Annotated in this window: 16 protein-coding genes; 11 read left to right on the forward strand and 5 right to left on the reverse strand. The window is 68.3% G+C overall.

Going from position 1 to position 16313, the window contains the following annotated elements; translation table 11 throughout:
• Positions 1–671, forward strand: a 671-nt coding sequence (locus tag AC6LJ2_RS16005) for an alpha/beta fold hydrolase (protein WP_498151723.1), incomplete at its 5' end; no start/stop codon positions are given.
• Between the two features lie 48 nt (positions 672–719).
• Here the strand turns inward: AC6LJ2_RS16005 and AC6LJ2_RS16010 are convergent.
• Positions 720–1652 (reverse strand): AraC family transcriptional regulator, encoded by a 933-nt coding sequence (locus AC6LJ2_RS16010; RefSeq protein ID WP_445658907.1) that lies wholly within the window; start codon positions 1650–1652, stop codon positions 720–722.
• A gap of 124 nt (positions 1653–1776) precedes the next feature.
• Here AC6LJ2_RS16010 and AC6LJ2_RS16015 point away from each other — a divergent pair, with 124 nt between their 5' ends.
• Genes AC6LJ2_RS16015 through AC6LJ2_RS16035 form a run of 5 tightly spaced genes read left to right on the forward strand, consistent with a single transcriptional unit; the run spans position 1777 to position 6289 of the window.
• Positions 1777–2334 carry a carboxymuconolactone decarboxylase family protein gene (locus AC6LJ2_RS16015; RefSeq protein WP_263912652.1) on the forward strand — a complete coding sequence of 186 codons (558 nt, stop codon included), beginning with the start codon at positions 1777–1779 and terminating at the stop codon, positions 2332–2334.
• Positions 2331–3500 (forward strand): acyl-CoA dehydrogenase family protein, encoded by a 1170-nt coding sequence (locus AC6LJ2_RS16020; protein ID WP_263912653.1) that lies wholly within the window; start codon positions 2331–2333, stop codon positions 3498–3500. The genes AC6LJ2_RS16015 and AC6LJ2_RS16020 overlap by 4 nt, the downstream gene beginning before the upstream one ends.
• Positions 3497–4327 (forward strand): ABC transporter ATP-binding protein, encoded by an 831-nt coding sequence (locus tag AC6LJ2_RS16025; protein WP_263912654.1) that lies wholly within the window; start codon positions 3497–3499, stop codon positions 4325–4327. The genes AC6LJ2_RS16020 and AC6LJ2_RS16025 overlap by 4 nt, the downstream gene beginning before the upstream one ends.
• The gene (locus tag AC6LJ2_RS16030; RefSeq protein ID WP_498151724.1) at positions 4317–5507 is read left to right on the forward strand and encodes an ABC transporter substrate-binding protein; all 1191 of its coding nucleotides are present in this window, start codon (positions 4317–4319) and stop codon (positions 5505–5507) included. Before AC6LJ2_RS16025 ends, AC6LJ2_RS16030 begins: the two co-directional genes overlap by 11 nt.
• Positions 5504–6289, forward strand: a complete 786-nt coding sequence (locus AC6LJ2_RS16035; RefSeq protein WP_498151725.1) for an ABC transporter permease — start codon at positions 5504–5506, stop codon at positions 6287–6289. Before AC6LJ2_RS16030 ends, AC6LJ2_RS16035 begins: the two co-directional genes overlap by 4 nt.
• Before the next feature lie 62 nt (positions 6290–6351).
• On the opposite strand, the gene AC6LJ2_RS16040 is transcribed toward AC6LJ2_RS16035, so the two are convergent.
• On the reverse strand, positions 6352–6915 hold the full coding sequence (locus tag AC6LJ2_RS16040; protein ID WP_263912657.1) for a surface-adhesin E family protein: 564 nt from the start codon (positions 6913–6915) through the stop codon (positions 6352–6354).
• Between the two features lie 225 nt (positions 6916–7140).
• Between AC6LJ2_RS16040 and AC6LJ2_RS16045 the strand changes: the two genes are divergently transcribed.
• Entirely contained in the window at positions 7141–8469 is a 1329-nt protein-coding gene (locus AC6LJ2_RS16045) for a beta propeller repeat protein (protein WP_498151726.1), read from the forward strand.
• A gap of 82 nt (positions 8470–8551) precedes the next feature.
• Here the strand turns inward: AC6LJ2_RS16045 and AC6LJ2_RS16050 are convergent, their stop codons facing one another.
• Positions 8552–9241: a GntR family transcriptional regulator gene (locus tag AC6LJ2_RS16050; protein ID WP_263912659.1), complete on the reverse strand. Its 690-nt coding sequence runs from the start codon at positions 9239–9241 to the stop codon at positions 8552–8554.
• Positions 9242–9373: 132 nt separating this feature from the next.
• Between AC6LJ2_RS16050 and araD the strand changes: the two genes are divergently transcribed.
• From araD to AC6LJ2_RS16070, 4 genes are all read left to right on the forward strand, one after another.
• A complete protein-coding gene (araD, locus tag AC6LJ2_RS16055) occupies positions 9374–11104 on the forward strand; it encodes an L-arabinonate dehydratase (protein WP_025138523.1) in 1731 nt (576 codons plus the stop codon).
• Positions 11105–11148: 44 nt separating this feature from the next.
• On the forward strand, positions 11149–11859 hold the full coding sequence (locus tag AC6LJ2_RS16060) for a ribonuclease activity regulator RraA (RefSeq protein ID WP_263912711.1): 711 nt from the start codon (positions 11149–11151) through the stop codon (positions 11857–11859).
• 142 nt (positions 11860–12001) lie between these two features.
• Positions 12002–12991: a Bug family tripartite tricarboxylate transporter substrate binding protein gene (locus AC6LJ2_RS16065; protein ID WP_263912660.1), complete on the forward strand. Its 990-nt coding sequence runs from the start codon at positions 12002–12004 to the stop codon at positions 12989–12991.
• A gap of 129 nt (positions 12992–13120) precedes the next feature.
• Positions 13121–14221, forward strand: coding sequence for a PDDEXK nuclease domain-containing protein (locus tag AC6LJ2_RS16070; protein WP_498151727.1), 1101 nt, complete (start codon positions 13121–13123; stop codon positions 14219–14221).
• Between the two features lie 48 nt (positions 14222–14269).
• Here the strand turns inward: AC6LJ2_RS16070 and AC6LJ2_RS16075 are convergent, their stop codons facing one another.
• Both AC6LJ2_RS16075 and AC6LJ2_RS16080 read right to left on the reverse strand, forming a co-directional pair.
• Positions 14270–15235, reverse strand: a complete 966-nt coding sequence (locus AC6LJ2_RS16075) for a Bug family tripartite tricarboxylate transporter substrate binding protein (RefSeq protein ID WP_263912662.1) — start codon at positions 15233–15235, stop codon at positions 14270–14272.
• Positions 15236–15248: 13 nt separating this feature from the next.
• Positions 15249–16151 carry a dihydrodipicolinate synthase family protein gene (locus AC6LJ2_RS16080; RefSeq protein WP_498151728.1) on the reverse strand — a complete coding sequence of 301 codons (903 nt, stop codon included), beginning with the start codon at positions 16149–16151 and terminating at the stop codon, positions 15249–15251.
• Between the last annotated feature and the right edge of the window lie 162 nt (positions 16152–16313).

Consider the following 16313-nt stretch of genomic DNA (forward strand, 5'->3'; position numbering starts at 1 on the left):
GGGGCCGGGGGCCCGACCGGCGGCGAGCCGCCGGCCACCGCGTCTATGCGCCCAGCTTCACCGGCATGGGCGACCGCGCGCACCTGCTGAACCCGGCCATCACCATCGACACCTTCGTCGAAGACCTGGTGCAGGTGATCCAGTCCGAAGAACTGAATGACGTCATCCTGGTGGGCCACAGCTTTGGCGGCATTCCGATCTCGGGTGTCGCAGATCGCATCCCCGAGCGGCTGGCGCACCTGGTGTACTTCGACTCGATCGTGCTGCAAAGCGGCCAGAACGCGTTTTCCGTGTACCCCAAGGCGGATGCCGATGCCCGCATCGCCGCGGCGTCCAAGGCCACCAACGGCCTGGCCGTGCCGATTCCCGATCCGCTGCCCGCGGCCTGGGGCTTCAAGCCGGGCAGCGCCGACGAAGCCTGGGTCAAGCGGCGCCTGACCGAGCATCCGCTGGCCAGCTACACCACGCCGCTGACGCTCAAGCATCCCATCGGCAATGGCCGCCCGCGCACCTACATCCACTGCACCCAGCCTGAACTGCCGGTGCTCGAAGAATCGCGCAAGCGGGTCAAGTCGGAACCGGGCTGGAACTGGGTCGACATCGCGGCGCCGCACGAAGCCCACATCACGCATCCGGCGCTGTTGGCGGATCTGCTGCTGGGGCTGTCTTGAGCCCTGGGCTTGAGCCGGATGCCGCGGCGGGGGGCGCACCGCCCGCTTTCACGCCCCGGTTTTAAGCCCTTTTCGCCACGCCGAGGGCGCCACGCCCTCGGTGCGCTGGAACACCCGGCTGAACGCCGCCTGCGAGCGGTAGCCGACCCGTTCCGCGGCATCCTGGATGCCCACGCCCTGCGACAGCAGGCGCCGCGCCACGCGCATGCGCAGCAATTGCAGCAACTGCGCGGGCGTGGTGCCGCTGTGCAGCGTGAAGCGGCGGTGAAACGTGGCCTTGGACATATGCACGTGGCGCGCCATGTCGTCCAGGGTCCAGTCGTCTTCCGGCCGCGCCAGGATGGCCTGGAGCAAGCCCGCCATGGCCGGGTCGCGCGCCAGCACGAACAGGCCATAGGCCTGGCGATCGTGGATGGCCAGGTGCCGCAGCATGAAGAAAATCAGCATGTCCGTCAGGCGTTCCAGCACCACGGCCGAGGCGCCGCCTTCGCGCGTGGTTTCACCCAGGATCAGGTCGAATACGCCGCGCGCGCCGGCATAGCGCGCATCGCCCGCGCGCAGCAAGAGGACATCGGGCAGGGTGTCGGCCAGCAGGTCGGCCAGGCCGGGGCGAAACTGGAAAAAGCCGCAGGCCAGGCCCGTGCCGTCGGGCTGGGCCGGGGCCAGCGGCTGCATCGCGCGGCAGGTGGGGGCGCCCGGATCGGGCGGGTCCAGCGGCGTCAGCGTGTGCGGCACGTCGCGCAGGAAGAACACGCCGTCGCCCGCCGACAAGGTCAGGGGCGCCTGTTCGCCGCCCAGGTCGACGCGGCAGCGTCCGTGCAGGATCAGATGAAAGCTGGCGCGCGCACGGCCGCTGGTGCTGGCCGTCCAATTGCCGCAGTATTGGCCCAGGTGATACAAGCTGGATTGCACTTCCAGGCTGGACAGCAGCAGGGCATCGACGGCGGCTTGGTCGGTGTTGGGGGCGGCAGTAGATGGCATGGTTATATGGGCATTGCTGAAAGTCGATAAGATCGAGCATCAGCTTGCGATCCCCGTGCATTGTCGCGCTTTGCGGTGCGGCCGCACAATCGTGTTTTCATCGAACGTCTTCCAGGAGACTCTCATGGCCCGTTTGACCGTCCACACCGCGCAGAGCGCGCCCGAACCCACCCGCGCCGCGCTGGCCGCCGCCGAACAGGGCGCAGGCTACCTGTCCAACCTGCTGGGGGTGCTGGCCAACGCACCCGTGGCGCTCGAAGCCTACCAGACCCTGTCGCAAATCAACGCCCGCGCCGGGCTGACGCTGCAAGAACGCGAAGTGGTGCAACTGGTGGCTGGCACCCGCCACGGCTGCACCTTCTGCGTGGCCGGCCACACGGCGCTGGCCCGCAACAAGGCCAGGCTGTCGCCCGAAGTGGTGGACGCGCTGCGCGCCCAGGGCGTGCTGCCCGATGCCCGCCTGCAAGCGCTGGCCGCCTTCACCGAAGCCGTCATCCAGACCCGCGGCCGCGTCAGCGACGAGGCCCTGCAAGCGCTGCGCGATGCCGGCTACACCGACGGCAACGCCCTGGAAGTCATCGTCGGCGTGGGCCTGGCCACGATCTGCAATTTCGGCAACAACCTGGCGCAGACACCGCTGAACGAGCAACTGAGCGCCTACGCCTGGAGCGGCGACCGATGACCGCGCGCCAGCCTGCCGTGCTGACGCCGGATCTCGTCGCCTGGCTGGACCAGCACGCCGGCGCGCTGGACGACGGCACGCAAGACCCGGCCAGCGTGCTGCCGCGCCTGGCGGCCGACGGCCTGTTCCGCCAGGGCGTGCCCGAGGCCCTGGGCGGCCTGCCGGGCACCGACATCGGCGATGCCATCGAAGCCGTTTCGCAGGTGGCCGAGCATTCCGTGGCCAGCGCCTTCGTCGCGTGGGGCCAGCGGGTCTTCATCGAATACCTGCTGCGCAGCCCCAATACGGCGCTGGCGCAGGCCTGGCTGGCGCCGTTGCTCGCGGGCGAGCAGGCCGGCGCCACCGCGCTGTCCAACGCCATGAAATTCCTGAGCGGCATCGAATCGCTGCAGATCAGCGCCCGCCAGGACGGCGGGCAGTGGCTGCTGGATGGCCGCATGCCCTGGGTCACCAACCTGCGCAAGCAGGGCTTCCTGGTGGCCGCCGCGGTGTCGGCGCCGGACGGCACGCCGGCCGTCGTGGCCTTGCCGCACGATATCGACGGCCTGGTGCGCAGCGCCGATCTCAATCTGCTGGCGCTGCAATCGAGCAATACCGCGGCGCTGGAGGTGCGCGGCGTGCGCATCGGCCCCGAATGGCTGATCCACCCGGACGCGCGGCAATACCTGCCGCAGGCGCGGCCGGCCTTTGCCGGCCTGCAATGCGGCCTGTCGATCGGCCTGGCCCGGCGCGCGCTGCGGGCGGCGCGGGACGTCGGGCAGGGCCAGGCCTCGCGCGGCATCCTGGGCGAACCGCTGCAAGCGCTGGCCGCGCAACTCGATGACCTGACCGCGCGCCTCATTGCCGGCGTGCGCAGCGAACGTTTCGTGGCCGAGCCCTGGCGCCTGTTCGAATTGCGCATCGGCCTGGCCGATGTCGCCAGCCAGGCGGTGCAACTCGAACTGCAGGCCAGCGGCGGCGCGGCCTACCTGAAACCCGCGGGCGACGGCTTCGCGCGGCGCTGGCGCGAGGCGGCCTTCCTGCCCATCGTCACGCCCAGCCTGGTGCAGCTGAAGACCGAACTGGCCAAGCGCCAGGCGCGGTTGGCCGCCGAAGGCGCCCGACCCGCGGGCCAGGCAGCGGCGGACGCGGTATCCGGCCACGCCGCTTCCGAGGCCGCTCGATGACCACGCCGCCGCGCCCCGTGCTGCAAGCCAGCGGGCTGGCGCTGCGCTATGCCGGCGCGCCCGCCGATGTGTTCCAGGACGTGGACCTGGCCCTGGACCGTGGCGAAGTGGTGGCGGTACTGGGCGCCAGCGGCGCGGGCAAATCCAGCCTGCTGCGCGTGCTGGCGGGCCTGCAACCGGCCAGCAGGGGGGCATTGCTGATGGAAGGCGCGCCGCTGACCGGGGTGCATCCGCGCGTGGCCGTGGCCTTCCAGGATCCCAGCCTGCTGCCCTGGCTGTCGCTCGAACGCAACGTGGCCTTCGGCCTGGACTTCAAGCACCAGCCCGCGCTGACGGCCGCCGAACGCCGCCTGCGGGTCGACCAGGCCATCGACGAAGTCGGCCTGTCGCATGCCCGCCACCTGCGCCCGGCGCAACTGTCCGGCGGCATGGCCCAGCGCACCGCGCTGGCCCGCTGCCTGGCGCGCCAGCCCGCGGTGCTGCTGATGGACGAACCCTTCGGCGCGCTGGACGAAGTCACCCGCGGCGAGATGCAGGCCCTGTTGCGCAAGGTGGTGGCCGACTTCCACACCGCGGTGGTCCTGATCACCCACGATATCGACGAAGCGCTGCTGCTGGCCGACCGCATCGTGCTGCTGGGCGGCGCGCCCGGCCGCATCCTGGGCGTGTGGCCGGTGGACCTGCCGCAGCCGCGCGCCGACCTGTTGTCGGAAATGGGCGCATTGCGCCTGGAAATCCTGACCCGCCTGCGCGCCGCGCTGCGGGACGTACGCGGCCTGGGGCCGTTCAACACTGAAAGCGCCAAGGAGACTATTGATGTGCCTTGAACACATGTCGCGTCGCGACTGGTTGAAACTCTCGGCCCTGCTGACCGTGGGCGGCGCCGCGCCGCTCTTGTCGGCCTTCAACGCGCGGGCCCAGGGCGAGCCCGACGCGCCCGTGCGCATCGGCTACCTGCCCATCACCGACGCGGCGCCGCTGCTGGTGGCGCACAACAATGGTCTTTTCGACAAGGCCGGCGTCAAGGCTGAAAAGCCCACGCTGCTGCGCAGTTGGGCGCAGGTGATCGAAGCCTTCATTTCCGGCCAGGTGAACGTGGTGCACCTCTTGTCGCCCATGACGGTCTGGGCGCGCTTTGGCAGCCAGGTGCCGGCCAAGGTGGTGGCCTGGAACCACGTGGGCGGATCCGGCCTGACGGTGGCCCCGGCCATCAACAGCGTCAAGGAACTGGGCGGCAAGACCGTCGCGATTCCCTTCTGGTATTCCATCCACAACGTGATGCTGCAGTACCTGCTGCGCGAAAACGGCCTGACGCCCGTGTCGCGCAAGGACGCCGGCGTGGCGGCGGGCGAGGTCAACCTGGTGGTGATGGCACCGTCCGACATGCCGCCGGCGCTGGCGCAGAACCGCATCGCCGGCTACATCGTGGCCGAGCCGTTCAACGCCGTGGCCGAGACGCTGGGCGTGGGCAAGGTGCTGCGCTTTACGGGCGACATCTGGCGCAATCACGCCTGCTGCGTCGTCTTCATGCACGAGCGCGACCTGCAACAGCGTCCCGAGTGGTCGCAAAAGGTGGTGGACGCCATCGTCCAGGCCCAGCTCTGGATTCGCGACAACCGCGAAGAGACCGCCAGGCTGCTGTCCAAGGAAGGCATCAACCGCTACACGCCGCATGCCTTGCCGGCGCTGAGCAAGGTGCTGGCGCCGCCGCCGTCGGATCGCGAGCAATACCTGGCCAGCGGCGCCATCCGCCATGCCGACTGGGATGAGCGCCGCATCGACTTCCAGCCGTACCCGTTCCCCAGCTACACCGAAGAACTGGTGCGCCGCCTGCGCGACACGCTGATCGAGGCCGACCGCGGCTTCCTGGCCAACCTGGACCCGGCGCGCGCCGCGGCCGAGCTGGTCGACGACCGCTTCGTCAAGCGCGCCATCGAATCCGCGGGCGGTTTGCAGCGTTTCGGCTTCCCGGATTCGTACCGCCGGACCGAGACGGTGCAGGCGTGACGGCGGCTTCTGTCGCCCCGGCATCGCGCCGGCAGGGCCTGATTGCGCGGTGCGGCCTGGGCCTGGCCGGCCTGGCGGCGCTGTTGGCGCTGTGGTGGCTGGGTACTGACGTGCTGGCGCCGGCCGGCGGCATGGCGCGCCGCTTCGCACCGGGGCCCACCTTCCTCAGCCTGGGCGAACTCTTGATCGGGTCCGACCTGCCCATGCACGTGGCGGTCAGCCTGCGGCGCATCGCGGTGGGCCTGGGGCTGGCGCTGGCCATCGGCGTGCCGCTGGGCCTGGCCATCGGCAGCTACCGGCGGCTGGAGGCCGCCGTGTCGCCCGCCATGCAGTTCCTGCGCATGATCTCGCCCTTGTCGTGGATGCCGATAGCCGTGATGGTGTTCGGCGTGGGCGACGACCCGGTCTATTTCCTGCTGACCTTCGCGGCGGTCTGGCCCATCGTGCTCAACACCGCGGCCGGCGTGCAGCAACTGGACGCGCGCTGGCTGCAGCTGGCCCAAAGCGTGGCCGCTACGCGTTGGGAAACGTTGTGCCACGTGATCCTGCCGGGCGTGCTGGGCCATATCCTGACCGGCGTGCGGCTGGCCATCGGCATTCTGTGGATCGTGCTGGTGCCGTGCGAGATGCTGGGCGTGTCGGCCGGCATGGGCTACTTCATCCTGGATACGCGCGACCGCCTGGCCTATTCGGAACTCATGGCCATGGTGCTGCTGATCGGCGTGCTGGGCTTCTTGCTGGATGCGGCGGCGCGCGGGCTGTATCGGTATTGGCGAGGGTAGGGCGGGGCGGGGCGTTGCCGCCCGGCATCGCGATGCACGGGCGCCTGGAGCGCCCGTTCCCTCTATTTGCGCGCGCTCTTGCCGCCCGCCGGGCAGACCACCTCGCGCAGCTTGCGCTGCACCGGGTCGCGCGCCACCGGCGCATTGACGATGCCGGCCACGGGAATCGATTCCACCAGCCCGCCGTTGGCGTTGGGACCCGCATAGTGCTGGGTCTCGGTGACCGTATAGGTGTTGTTGCTGCAGTTCAGCGTCACGGGCTGCGTGACCGACCCATAGGGCTGGCCGTTGGCCTCCGAGACCCGCGGCTGGGCATAGAACCACGCCACCGTCACCCGCATCACGAGCGGCCGCTCGGACAGCGCGGCGATCGACTCGCTGTCGTAGAACACCCCCGGCATGGCCTGCGAATCCACGGGCTGCCAGGCCGGGCCGCTGCCGAACCCGATACCCTCGACGCCGGGCGTGCGCGGCACGATGTTCACCGCGCAGGCATTGTCCGGAATCGGATCCCCCTGGCGCACCGTCACCGCCTTGCAGACGTCAGCCGGCTCGGCCGCCTGGGCCCAGGCCGGCCCGGCCAGCAATGCCAGGACCAGGGTGAGATGCGCATGCCGTGCTGTCATGGGGCGTTCCGTGTGAGACATCGATATCGTTAGCATCCCAGTATAGAGTGGCGCGCCAGGCCCGGCCGCCCGAAGGCCCGGCAGCCCCTTGGGGGCGGCAAGCGCGCGAAGCGCGTGCCGCGTGGGGGCCAACGACCCCGGGGCTCATCATCCCTGTATAGTCTCGATCCGTTGCAGACGTGTGGCGCGGCTGCGGTCTGGATTCGGGGAGATAAGGCCATCGCGATGAACATCAGGGTGCTGGCCGGCGCGGCCGCCATCGCCGTGACCGGGGTGCTGGCCTACGGCTTTTATCAACAAGTCCCGCCGGGCCCGCCGCTGGTCCGCAGCGAGGTCATCGGCGAGCTTGACGGTCCGCCCCTGGCCGGCTATTCCCGCACGCGTCTTTACCGCTTCGGCGCCCAGCAGTTCCTGACCGGCCAACTGATCGCCGGCCCCCGCGACGTCGAACCGCTGCGGCAAGCCCCCGTGCTGGACGCCTTGCTGCCCACGCATGCCGACAGCCCGCTGCGCAGCGCCGCTGCCGCCCGCGAGGTCCGCAACCTGGTCTATGGCGGCCGCGACAATGGCCGCTACGCGTTGCTGGGCTCCATCGGGGGCGATACCGGCGTCACCCTGGTCCCCGGCCCGCAAGGCCAGACGCTGTATCTGGTGGCTGGCCCCTCGCGCGATGCGCGCCTGGGCGCGCCGGGCGCCGTGTCCGAAACCCTGCGCACGGACGACCACGGCGCCAGCTGGCGCTACGAACCCGATGTGGCGCTGGGCCCGCCGCAGCGCCACACCGCATTCCTGACCCCGGCCCGCGTCGTGGCCCTGCAAGACGGCCCCGACGGCGAACGCCTGCTGCATAGCGAAGACGGTGCGCGCACCTGGTGGGCCATTTCGCTGCGCGAACAGGTCTGGCCCGACGCGGCCCGCTACGACAAGGCCTTTCGCGAGCAGGCCGCCCGCACCGGCGACGACGACGACAGCCTGGCCTACGGGTGGTCGCTCTATCCGCTGGCGCCCGACCTGGCGGTTGGCTGGAGCTGGCGCGAACGCGTCGGCAAGGGGCGCCCCGAGCGCATCCAGACCCGTCGCTTCGAGGTCCGCTTCCAGGACGGCGCCTCGCCTGCCTTCCGCATCACGCCGGTGCCGCCGCCCGTGCCGGTGCAGGACCCGGACGCGCAGGTGCAATTGGGCCAGCCTGTGCTGGAGACGGCCGGCAACCGGGTCTACCGGCTGGACCCGATGGACAAGACCTGGCACGCCGTGGCCGCCACGCCCGCCGTGCGCGGCGAGCGCACCTGGATCGCCCAGGCCTGGTTCGCGCGCAACGGCTGGGTGGTCAAGACCTACGCCGACCATCTGTTTTCGTTCGGCGACTACACCCGCACCTATTTCTACTCCGGCGACCAGGGCCGCACCTGGCGTCCGTTCCAGCTGTCGCCCGACCAGGAACGCGGCCTGCTGGGCCTGGACGCGGCGGGGCAGGGGCTGCTGGTGCATGCCGAGCAGGGCGGCAAGACCGTCATCCTGCGCTACGCGCTGGACGATGTGGGCCGCGCACCCTGAACGGGGCGATCCGGCAGCCCCAAACGGCTGAATCGCGAGACCCCCCTCGGCACGGCCGGGGCTTTGACGTGGCGCGCCGGCCTTATTCGGCCAGCACGTAATCCGGATAACGCTTGCAGATCTCGGCCACCTGGCTGAGCGTGCCCGACAGGTGTTCGCGCAGTGCTTGCTGCGCCCGGGGCGCGTCCTGCGCGGCAATGGCGTCCAGTACCCGCTGGTGGTCGTCCATGATGCGTTCGGCCTTGCCGGCTTCGGGCAGGTGCAGGCGCCGCAGGCGATCCAGGTGGCCGCTGTAGCGCTGCGCCATGTGCCACAGCCCGATCATGCCCGCGGCCTCGTGCATGTCGCGGTGAAACGCCTGGTCGGCGTCCATGAACTGCTGCGATTGGCCATTGGCGTGGCTGACGCGCTGGCGCTCGATGCTGGCCTGCAGGCGCTGGATCAGGAGCGGATCGGGCCGTTGCGCCAGGATGTAGGCGATTTCCAGTTCCAGCGAGCGGCGCAGGAAATGCGCCTGGCGGGCCGCCGCGATGTCGATGCGGCTGACCACCGTGGTGTGCTGCGGATAGATCTCGACCAGCGCTTCCTCGGCCAGCTTCATGAGGGCGTCGCGGATGGGCGTCTGGCTCAGGCCATAGGCCTCGGCCAGCGTCACGCGCGACAGCGGGGCGCCCGGCGCCAGCTCCAGCGAGACGATCTGTTCGCGTAGATGTTCGAAGACCTGCGGCGCGGCGTGTCGCGAGCGGTCCAGTCTGAGCTTTTGGCTGTGCATCAGGGCGAAATCAAGTAAAGGCGGGTGGAACGGGAGTGTAGCGGGTTTCTCCCTAGCTGACGCACTAATGTATTAGTGTTTAAATGGCTTGTCTACGATTCCGCCCCGTCCCTATTCCCCTTGCCCCCGCTTATGAAACGCACCTACGAAAGCCTGCGCAGCGCCGCCTGGATGGCCAAAGACGATCTGCGCTCGTTCGGCCACCGCTCCCGCATGATGCAGATGGGCTATGCCCCCGAAGACTGGGTCAACCGGCCCATCATCGCCATCATCAATACCTGGTCCGACCTCAACCCCTGCCACAGCCACTTCAAGCAGCGGGTCGAAGACGTCAAGCGCGGCGTGTTCCAGGCGGGCGGCTTTCCGGTGGAACTGCCGGCCATTTCGGTGTCGGAATCGTTCGTCAAGCCCACCACCATGCTCTATCGCAACATGCTGGCCATGGAAACCGAAGAGCTGCTGCGCAGCCATCCGGTCGACGGCGCCGTGCTCATGGGCGGCTGCGACAAGACCACCCCGGGCCTGCTCATGGGCGCCATCAGCGCCGGGCTGCCCTGTGTCTACGTGCCCGCCGGCCCGATGCTGCGCGGCAACTGGAAGGGCAAGATCCTGGGTTCCGGGTCGGACGCCTGGAAGCTCTGGGACGAGCGCCGCGCCGGCAAGATCACCCAGGAACAATGGACCGAAGTCGAAGGCGGCATCGCCCGCAGCTATGGCACCTGCATGACGATGGGCACGGCCAGCACCATGACCGCCATCGCCGAAGCCATCGGCATGACCCTGCCGGGCGCCTCGTCCATTCCTGCGGCCGACGTCGGCCACATGCGCATGTCGGCCGAATGCGGCCGCCGCGTGGTCGACATGGTCTGGGAAGACCTGACCCCGCAGCGCATCCTGACGCTGGCCTCGTTCAAGAACGCCATCAACGTGGCCATGGCCATGGGCTGCTCCACCAATGCCATCGTGCATCTGGTGGCCATGTCGCGCCGCGCCGGCCACCCCGTGGGGCTGGACGACTTCGACGCCGCCAGCCGCAAGGTGCCCGTCATCGCCAACATCCGGCCCAGCGGCGACAAATACCTGATGGAAGACTTCTACTACGCCGGCGGCCTGCCGGCGCTGATGTCGCGCCTTCAAGACCACCTGGACCCGTCCGCACTGACCGTCACCGGCAAGACGCTGGGCGAGAACATCGCCGGCGCCGAGGTCTACAACGACGACGTCATCCGCAAGCTGGACACCGCCATCTACGACGAAGGCGCGCTGGCCGTGCTGCGCGGCAATATCGCGCCCGACGGCTGCGTCATCAAGCCCAGCGCCTGCGCGCCGCAATACCTGCAGCACACCGGCCCCGCGCTGGTGTTCGACGACTACCCCAGCATGAAGGCCGCGGTCGACGACGAGAACCTGGACGTCACCGCCGACCACATCATGATCCTGCGCAATGCCGGGCCGCAGGGCGGGCCGGGCATGCCCGAATGGGGCATGCTGCCCATCCCCACCAAGCTGGTGAAGCAGGGCGTGCGCGACATGTTGCGCCTGTCCGATGCCCGCATGAGCGGCACCAGCTACGGCGCCTGCATCCTGCACGCTGCGCCCGAAGCCTATATCGGCGGCCCGCTGGCGCTGGTCAAGACGGGCGACCTCATCACCGTCGACGTACCGGCCCGCAGCATCCACCTGAACATCAGCGACGAAGAACTGGCCGCGCGCCGCGCCGCCTGGACGCCGCCGCCCAAGCGCTACGAGCGCGGCTATGGCTGGATGTACTCGCAACACATCCTGCAGGCCAACGAAGGCTGCGATTTCGACTTCCTGGAAACCAGCTTCGGCGCGCCCGTGCCCGAACCCGAAATCTTCTGAACCTGCTTACGCATCCGATCCCTGGAGCTTCCGACGTGTCCGACATGAATCCCGAAACCCGTGCCCGGCTGGCTGGCATCAGCACCGCCACGCTGTGCACCGCCTTGTTCAAGCGCGGCCTGCGCAACCAGTTCATCCAGGACGTGCGTCCGCTGAACGCCACGCTGCCCAACATGGTCGGCCCCGCGTTCACGCTGCGCTACATCCCCGCCCGCGAAGACCTGAACACCATCAAGGTGTTCGAAGACCGCGCTCATCCCCAGCGCGTCGCGGTCGAGACCTGCCCGCCGGGCGCCGTGCTGGTCATGGACAGCCGCAAGGACCCGCGCGCGGCCTCGGCCGGCTCCATCCTGGTCACCCGCCTGATGAAGCGCGGCGTGGCCGGCGTGGTCACCGACGGCGGCTTTCGCGATTCCCCTGAAATCGCCGAACTGGGCTTTCCCGCTTATCACAACCGCCCGTCGGCGCCGACCAACCTGACCCTGCACCAGGCGCTGGACATCAACGCGCCCATCGGCTGCGGCGACGTGGCCGTGTTCCCCGGCGACATCGTGGTGGGCGACCGCGAGGGCGTGGTCATCATTCCGGCGCACCTGGCCGACGAGATCGCCGTGGAAGCGGTGGAAATGACCGCCTTCGAAGACTTCGTCACCCGCCAGGTGCAGGACGGCGCGTCCATCCTGGGCCTGTACCCGCCCACCGACCCCGGCACCAAGGACAGATTCGCCGCCTGGCGCCAGCAGCACGGCCGCTGAGGCACCACGCCGCATACGCCGCCTGGCATCCCCGACAAGGCCGTCGAGCCTTGGCCGGGCGGCAGAGAAAACGGGCCATGTACACGCCGGCAATCCCGCCGGCGGGCATGCCTGATGACATAGACAAGGCAGGAGACAAACCATGAACACGCAACGTCGCAGCGCGCTGGCCGCGCTGCTGGCAGGACCGCTGCTGGGCGCGCTGGCGCTGCCGGCCTTCGCCGCCGAATGGCCCGCGCAGAAGCCGATCTCGTATGTGGTGCCGTTCACCGTGGGCGGGTCCACCGACGTGGTCGGCCGCGTGCTGGCCCAGAAGCTGGGCGATCGGCTGCACCAGAACGTCATCGTCGAAAACAAGCCCGGCGCGGCCGGCGGCATCGGCGCCACGTACGTGGCCAAGGCCGCGCCCGACGGCTACACGCTGTTCGGCGGCACCATCAGCACCCACGCCATCAACGCCAGCCTGTACAAGAACCTGAAGTACGACCCGGTCAAGGACTTCGAGCCCGTCTCGCTGATCGCCTACCTGCCCAACGTGTTGCTGGTGGACCCCAACCTGGGCGTCAATTCCGTGGCCGACCTGATCGCGCTGCTCAAGCGCGACCCGTCCAAGCGCACCTTCGCCTCGTCCGGCGCCGGCACGTCCACCCACCTGGCCGGCGAGCTGTTTTCCAGCATGATCGGCGTGCCGCTCACGCACGTGCCCTACAAGGGCACGCCGCCCGCCATGGTCGATGTGTCTTCGGGCGCGGTCACCTTCATGTTCGACCAGATGACCGCCGCGCTGCCGCTGTTGCAGACCGGCAAGCTCAAGCTGCTGGCCGTCACCACCAAAGACCGCATCTCGCTCGCGCCTGACGTGCCCACCATGCAGGAAGCGGGCGTGCCCGGCTTCCAGATGGCCTCGTGGCAGGCCGTGTACGCGCCCAAGGGCACGCCCAAGCCCATCCTGGACAAGCTCGCCGCCGAGATCGCCGTCATCCTGAAAGAACCCGACGTGCAGGAAAAACTGGGCAAGACCATGGGCATGGAACTGGTCGGCAGCACCCCCGACGAACTGCGCGCCCTGATGGCCACCGAGATTCCGCGCTGGGCGGAAGTGGTGAAGAAGTCGGGCGCGACGGTGGAGTAGAAGGGGGGCTGAACCGCCTGAGCGTGGTAGCCGTCGACGAAGCAGACTGATTCACCGATGACGGCGGTTCAGGCCACACGTAATCTGGTGACCAGGTGATGTTGGCATCGCATTCAGGACGGTCACAGCATGGTCAGCAAGGCGTCTACAGCGGCGGGTAAGCTCGCCGCCATTCCCCCCGGTTATGCCGATATCCACGACGGTATCGTGGTGCTGCTGGACACTGCGCGCCAGGCGGCGGCGCGCAGTGTCAATGCCGTCATGACCACCAGCTACTGGGAAATCGGCCGCCGCATTGTCGAGGCCGAGCAACAAGGTAGGCGGCGCGCGGGTTACGGAGACCAATTGATGGTGCGCTTGTCAGCCGATCTGACGGCCCGGTTTGGCCGGGGGTTCAGTCCGGACAATCTGGAGAACATGCGGCGTTTTTTTCTGGCTTATCCCCGTACGGCAATTTCCGAGACACCGTCTCGGAATTCTGCCTCGGCCGATTTGGCCCCGGCTTTTACGCTACCTTGGTCGGCCTATGTCCGGCTACTGGCGGTCCAGGATGCCCACGCGCGCCAATTCTACGAAGCAGAAGCCCTCCGCGGAGGCTGGAGCGTACGCCAGCTCGATCGGCAGATCGGCAGCCAGTTCTACGAGCGGACGGCGTTGTCGAAAGACAAATCCAGCATGCTCGCCAAGGGCGCCATGGCCAAGCCCGAAGATGCGGTCACGCCAGGCGACGCCATCAAAGATCCCTACGTGCTGGAATTTCTGGATCTCAAGGACGAATATTCAGAATCCGACCTGGAAGAAGCCCTGATCCTGCGTCTGCAGGACTTCCTGCTCGAACTGGGCGAAGGGTTCACCTTCGTCGGGCGGCAACGCCGCCTGCGCATCGATCAGACCTGGTATCGGGTGGACTTGCTGTTCTTTCACCGCGAATTGCGCTGTCTGGTCATCGTCGATCTCAAGCTGGGCAGCCTGACACATGCCGATGTGGGGCAGATGCATATGTACTGCAACTATGCCAAGGCGCACTGGACCTACGCGGACGAGAACCCGCCGGTGGGCTTGATTCTCTGCGCCGACAAGGGGCAGGCCTTGGCACGCTATGCCCTGGATGGCCTGCCGACCCAAGTCATGGCGGCCAACTACCGCACCGTGTTGCCAGATGCCGAATTGCTCCAGAAAGAATTGAATGCGGCGCGGCGTCTGCTTGAATCTTCTGGCTTGAATGCGTAAAGGAATCTTCAACCCCGGCCTTGAGCCGGGGCGCTATCCGGCACGCCTTCAAGGCTTCAGATTCAACTTCGGCACCAGCGCATTGAACGCCTGCTCCTGCCGGGCCACGTCCGCGGCAAACTGCGGTTGGTCAGCGTATGACGGCGTCAGGTTCTGCTTGCGCATCAAGGCCTGGAAGTCCTTCGATTGCGCCACCTGGCGGGCAGCGGCGCGCCATTTCTCGGCGACGTCGGCGGGCGCCGCCTTCGGCAGGCCGATGCCGCGCCACACACTGAACTGCAGGTCGGCGCCGCGTTCCTTCATGGTCGGCACGTCGGGCAGGGTGTCCAGCCGCTTGGGCGCCATGACCGCCAGCGTGCGCAGCTTGCCGGTGTCCACGTGCTGCTGCAGTTCGGCGTAGGCCACTGTCGTGGCCTGCACGTCGCCCGACAGCAGGCCCATGATGGCCGGGGCCGAGCCCTGGTAGGGCACATGCACGAACTTCACGCCGGTCTGTTCGCCCAGTGCCGCCGCGGCCATGTGCGGCACCGTGCCGATGCCGGCATTCGATACCGCCACGCGCTCGGGGTTCTTCTTGGCGTATTCCAGGAATTCCTCCACCGTTTTCCACGGCGCATCGGCGCGCACGGTCACCGACGACGGATCGTCGGTGAATCGGGCGATCGGCTGGAAATCCTTGACCGTGGTCTTGCCGATGCCCATCAGCGGCACCACCAGCATTTCGGGCGTCATCAGCACCAGCTTGTAGCCGTCGGGCTGCGCGTTGGCGACATACGCCCAGCCGATCGAGCCGCTGGCGCCGGGCTTGTTGATCACCACCGTGGGCTGCGCCAGAAGAGGCGGGCGCACGGCCTCGGCGATGGCGCGGGCGGTGTTGTCGCTGCCGCCACCGGGTTGGTAGGCCACCACCAGCTCCATCGAGCGGGTCGGGTAGTCGGCGGCGGCCACGGGGGCCAGGGCGGACAGGCAGGTCAGGGCGCTGAGGGCCAGCGCGGGCAGGCGTAGGGGTGTCATGGCGGTTCTCGTATCAATAGCCCAAGGCGGCCAGGTCGGCCAGTGTCTGGCGGGTGATGGCAAGGGTGCGTTCGCGCTCGGCGCCGGCCAGGTCCAGGCGCGGCGGCTTGACGGTTTCGGCGCTGCCGGTGATCAGGTGCTCGGCCAGCTTGATGTGCTGTACCAGCTTGACCACCGTATCCAGGTGGAACAGCGGCGTCAGCGCGGCGTACAGCTTGCGGGCGCGCACGAAATCGCCTTCGGCCGCCAGTCGCAGCAGGTCCACCGACGCCTTGGGCACGGCGTTGGCCATGCCGGACACCCAGGCGGTGACGCCCAGCGCGGCGCTTTCCAGCACCAGGTCGTCGACGCCGCAGACCACCGCCAACCGGTCGCCGAAGCGCGTGATCAGGTCGGTGACGCGAGTGGTGTCGTAGGACTCTTCCTTGATGGCGACGATGGTGGGTTCCTGCAGCAGTTCGGCCACCACGTCGGGCGTCAGGTCCACGCCGTAGCCGCGCGGATTGTTGTACAGCAGGATCGGCAGCGGGCTGGCCTGCGCCACTCTGCGGTAGAACGCGATGGTTTCGCGGTCGTCCGATTTGTAGGTCAGCCCCGGAAACACCATCAGGCCGTCCACGCCGATCCGGGCCGCTTCCTGCGCGAAGGCGGCGGCGCGGGCGGTGCCGGTTTCGGCCACGCCGGACACCACCGGCACACGGCCGCGCACGGTCTCGACCGCCGTGCGCAGCACCGCCAGTTTTTCATCGGGGGCCAACTGGGCGTTTTCGCCCACCATGCCCATCATCACCACGCCGCCCACGCCGTTGGCGATCAGCCGTTCCAAGCCCTGGCGGATGGCGTCCAGGTCCAACGAGAAATCAGGTTTCAGTTTGGTGGTGACGGCGGGAAAGACGCCTTGCCATTGAATGCTCATGCTGCTGCTCCTGTTGCGAGGTCCGCCGGGCCGTTCCCGTCGGATCGTTCTAATTGGATATTGGATCCAAAATAAAAAGGCTAGAAAAAACAGGCGCTTGGCCTGTGACACCCGGCAGCCGAGGCTGTCGGTTTCAACTGGATCATGGATCCAATATACTTC

The organism is Achromobacter sp. 1014246743 (assembly GCF_059760725.1).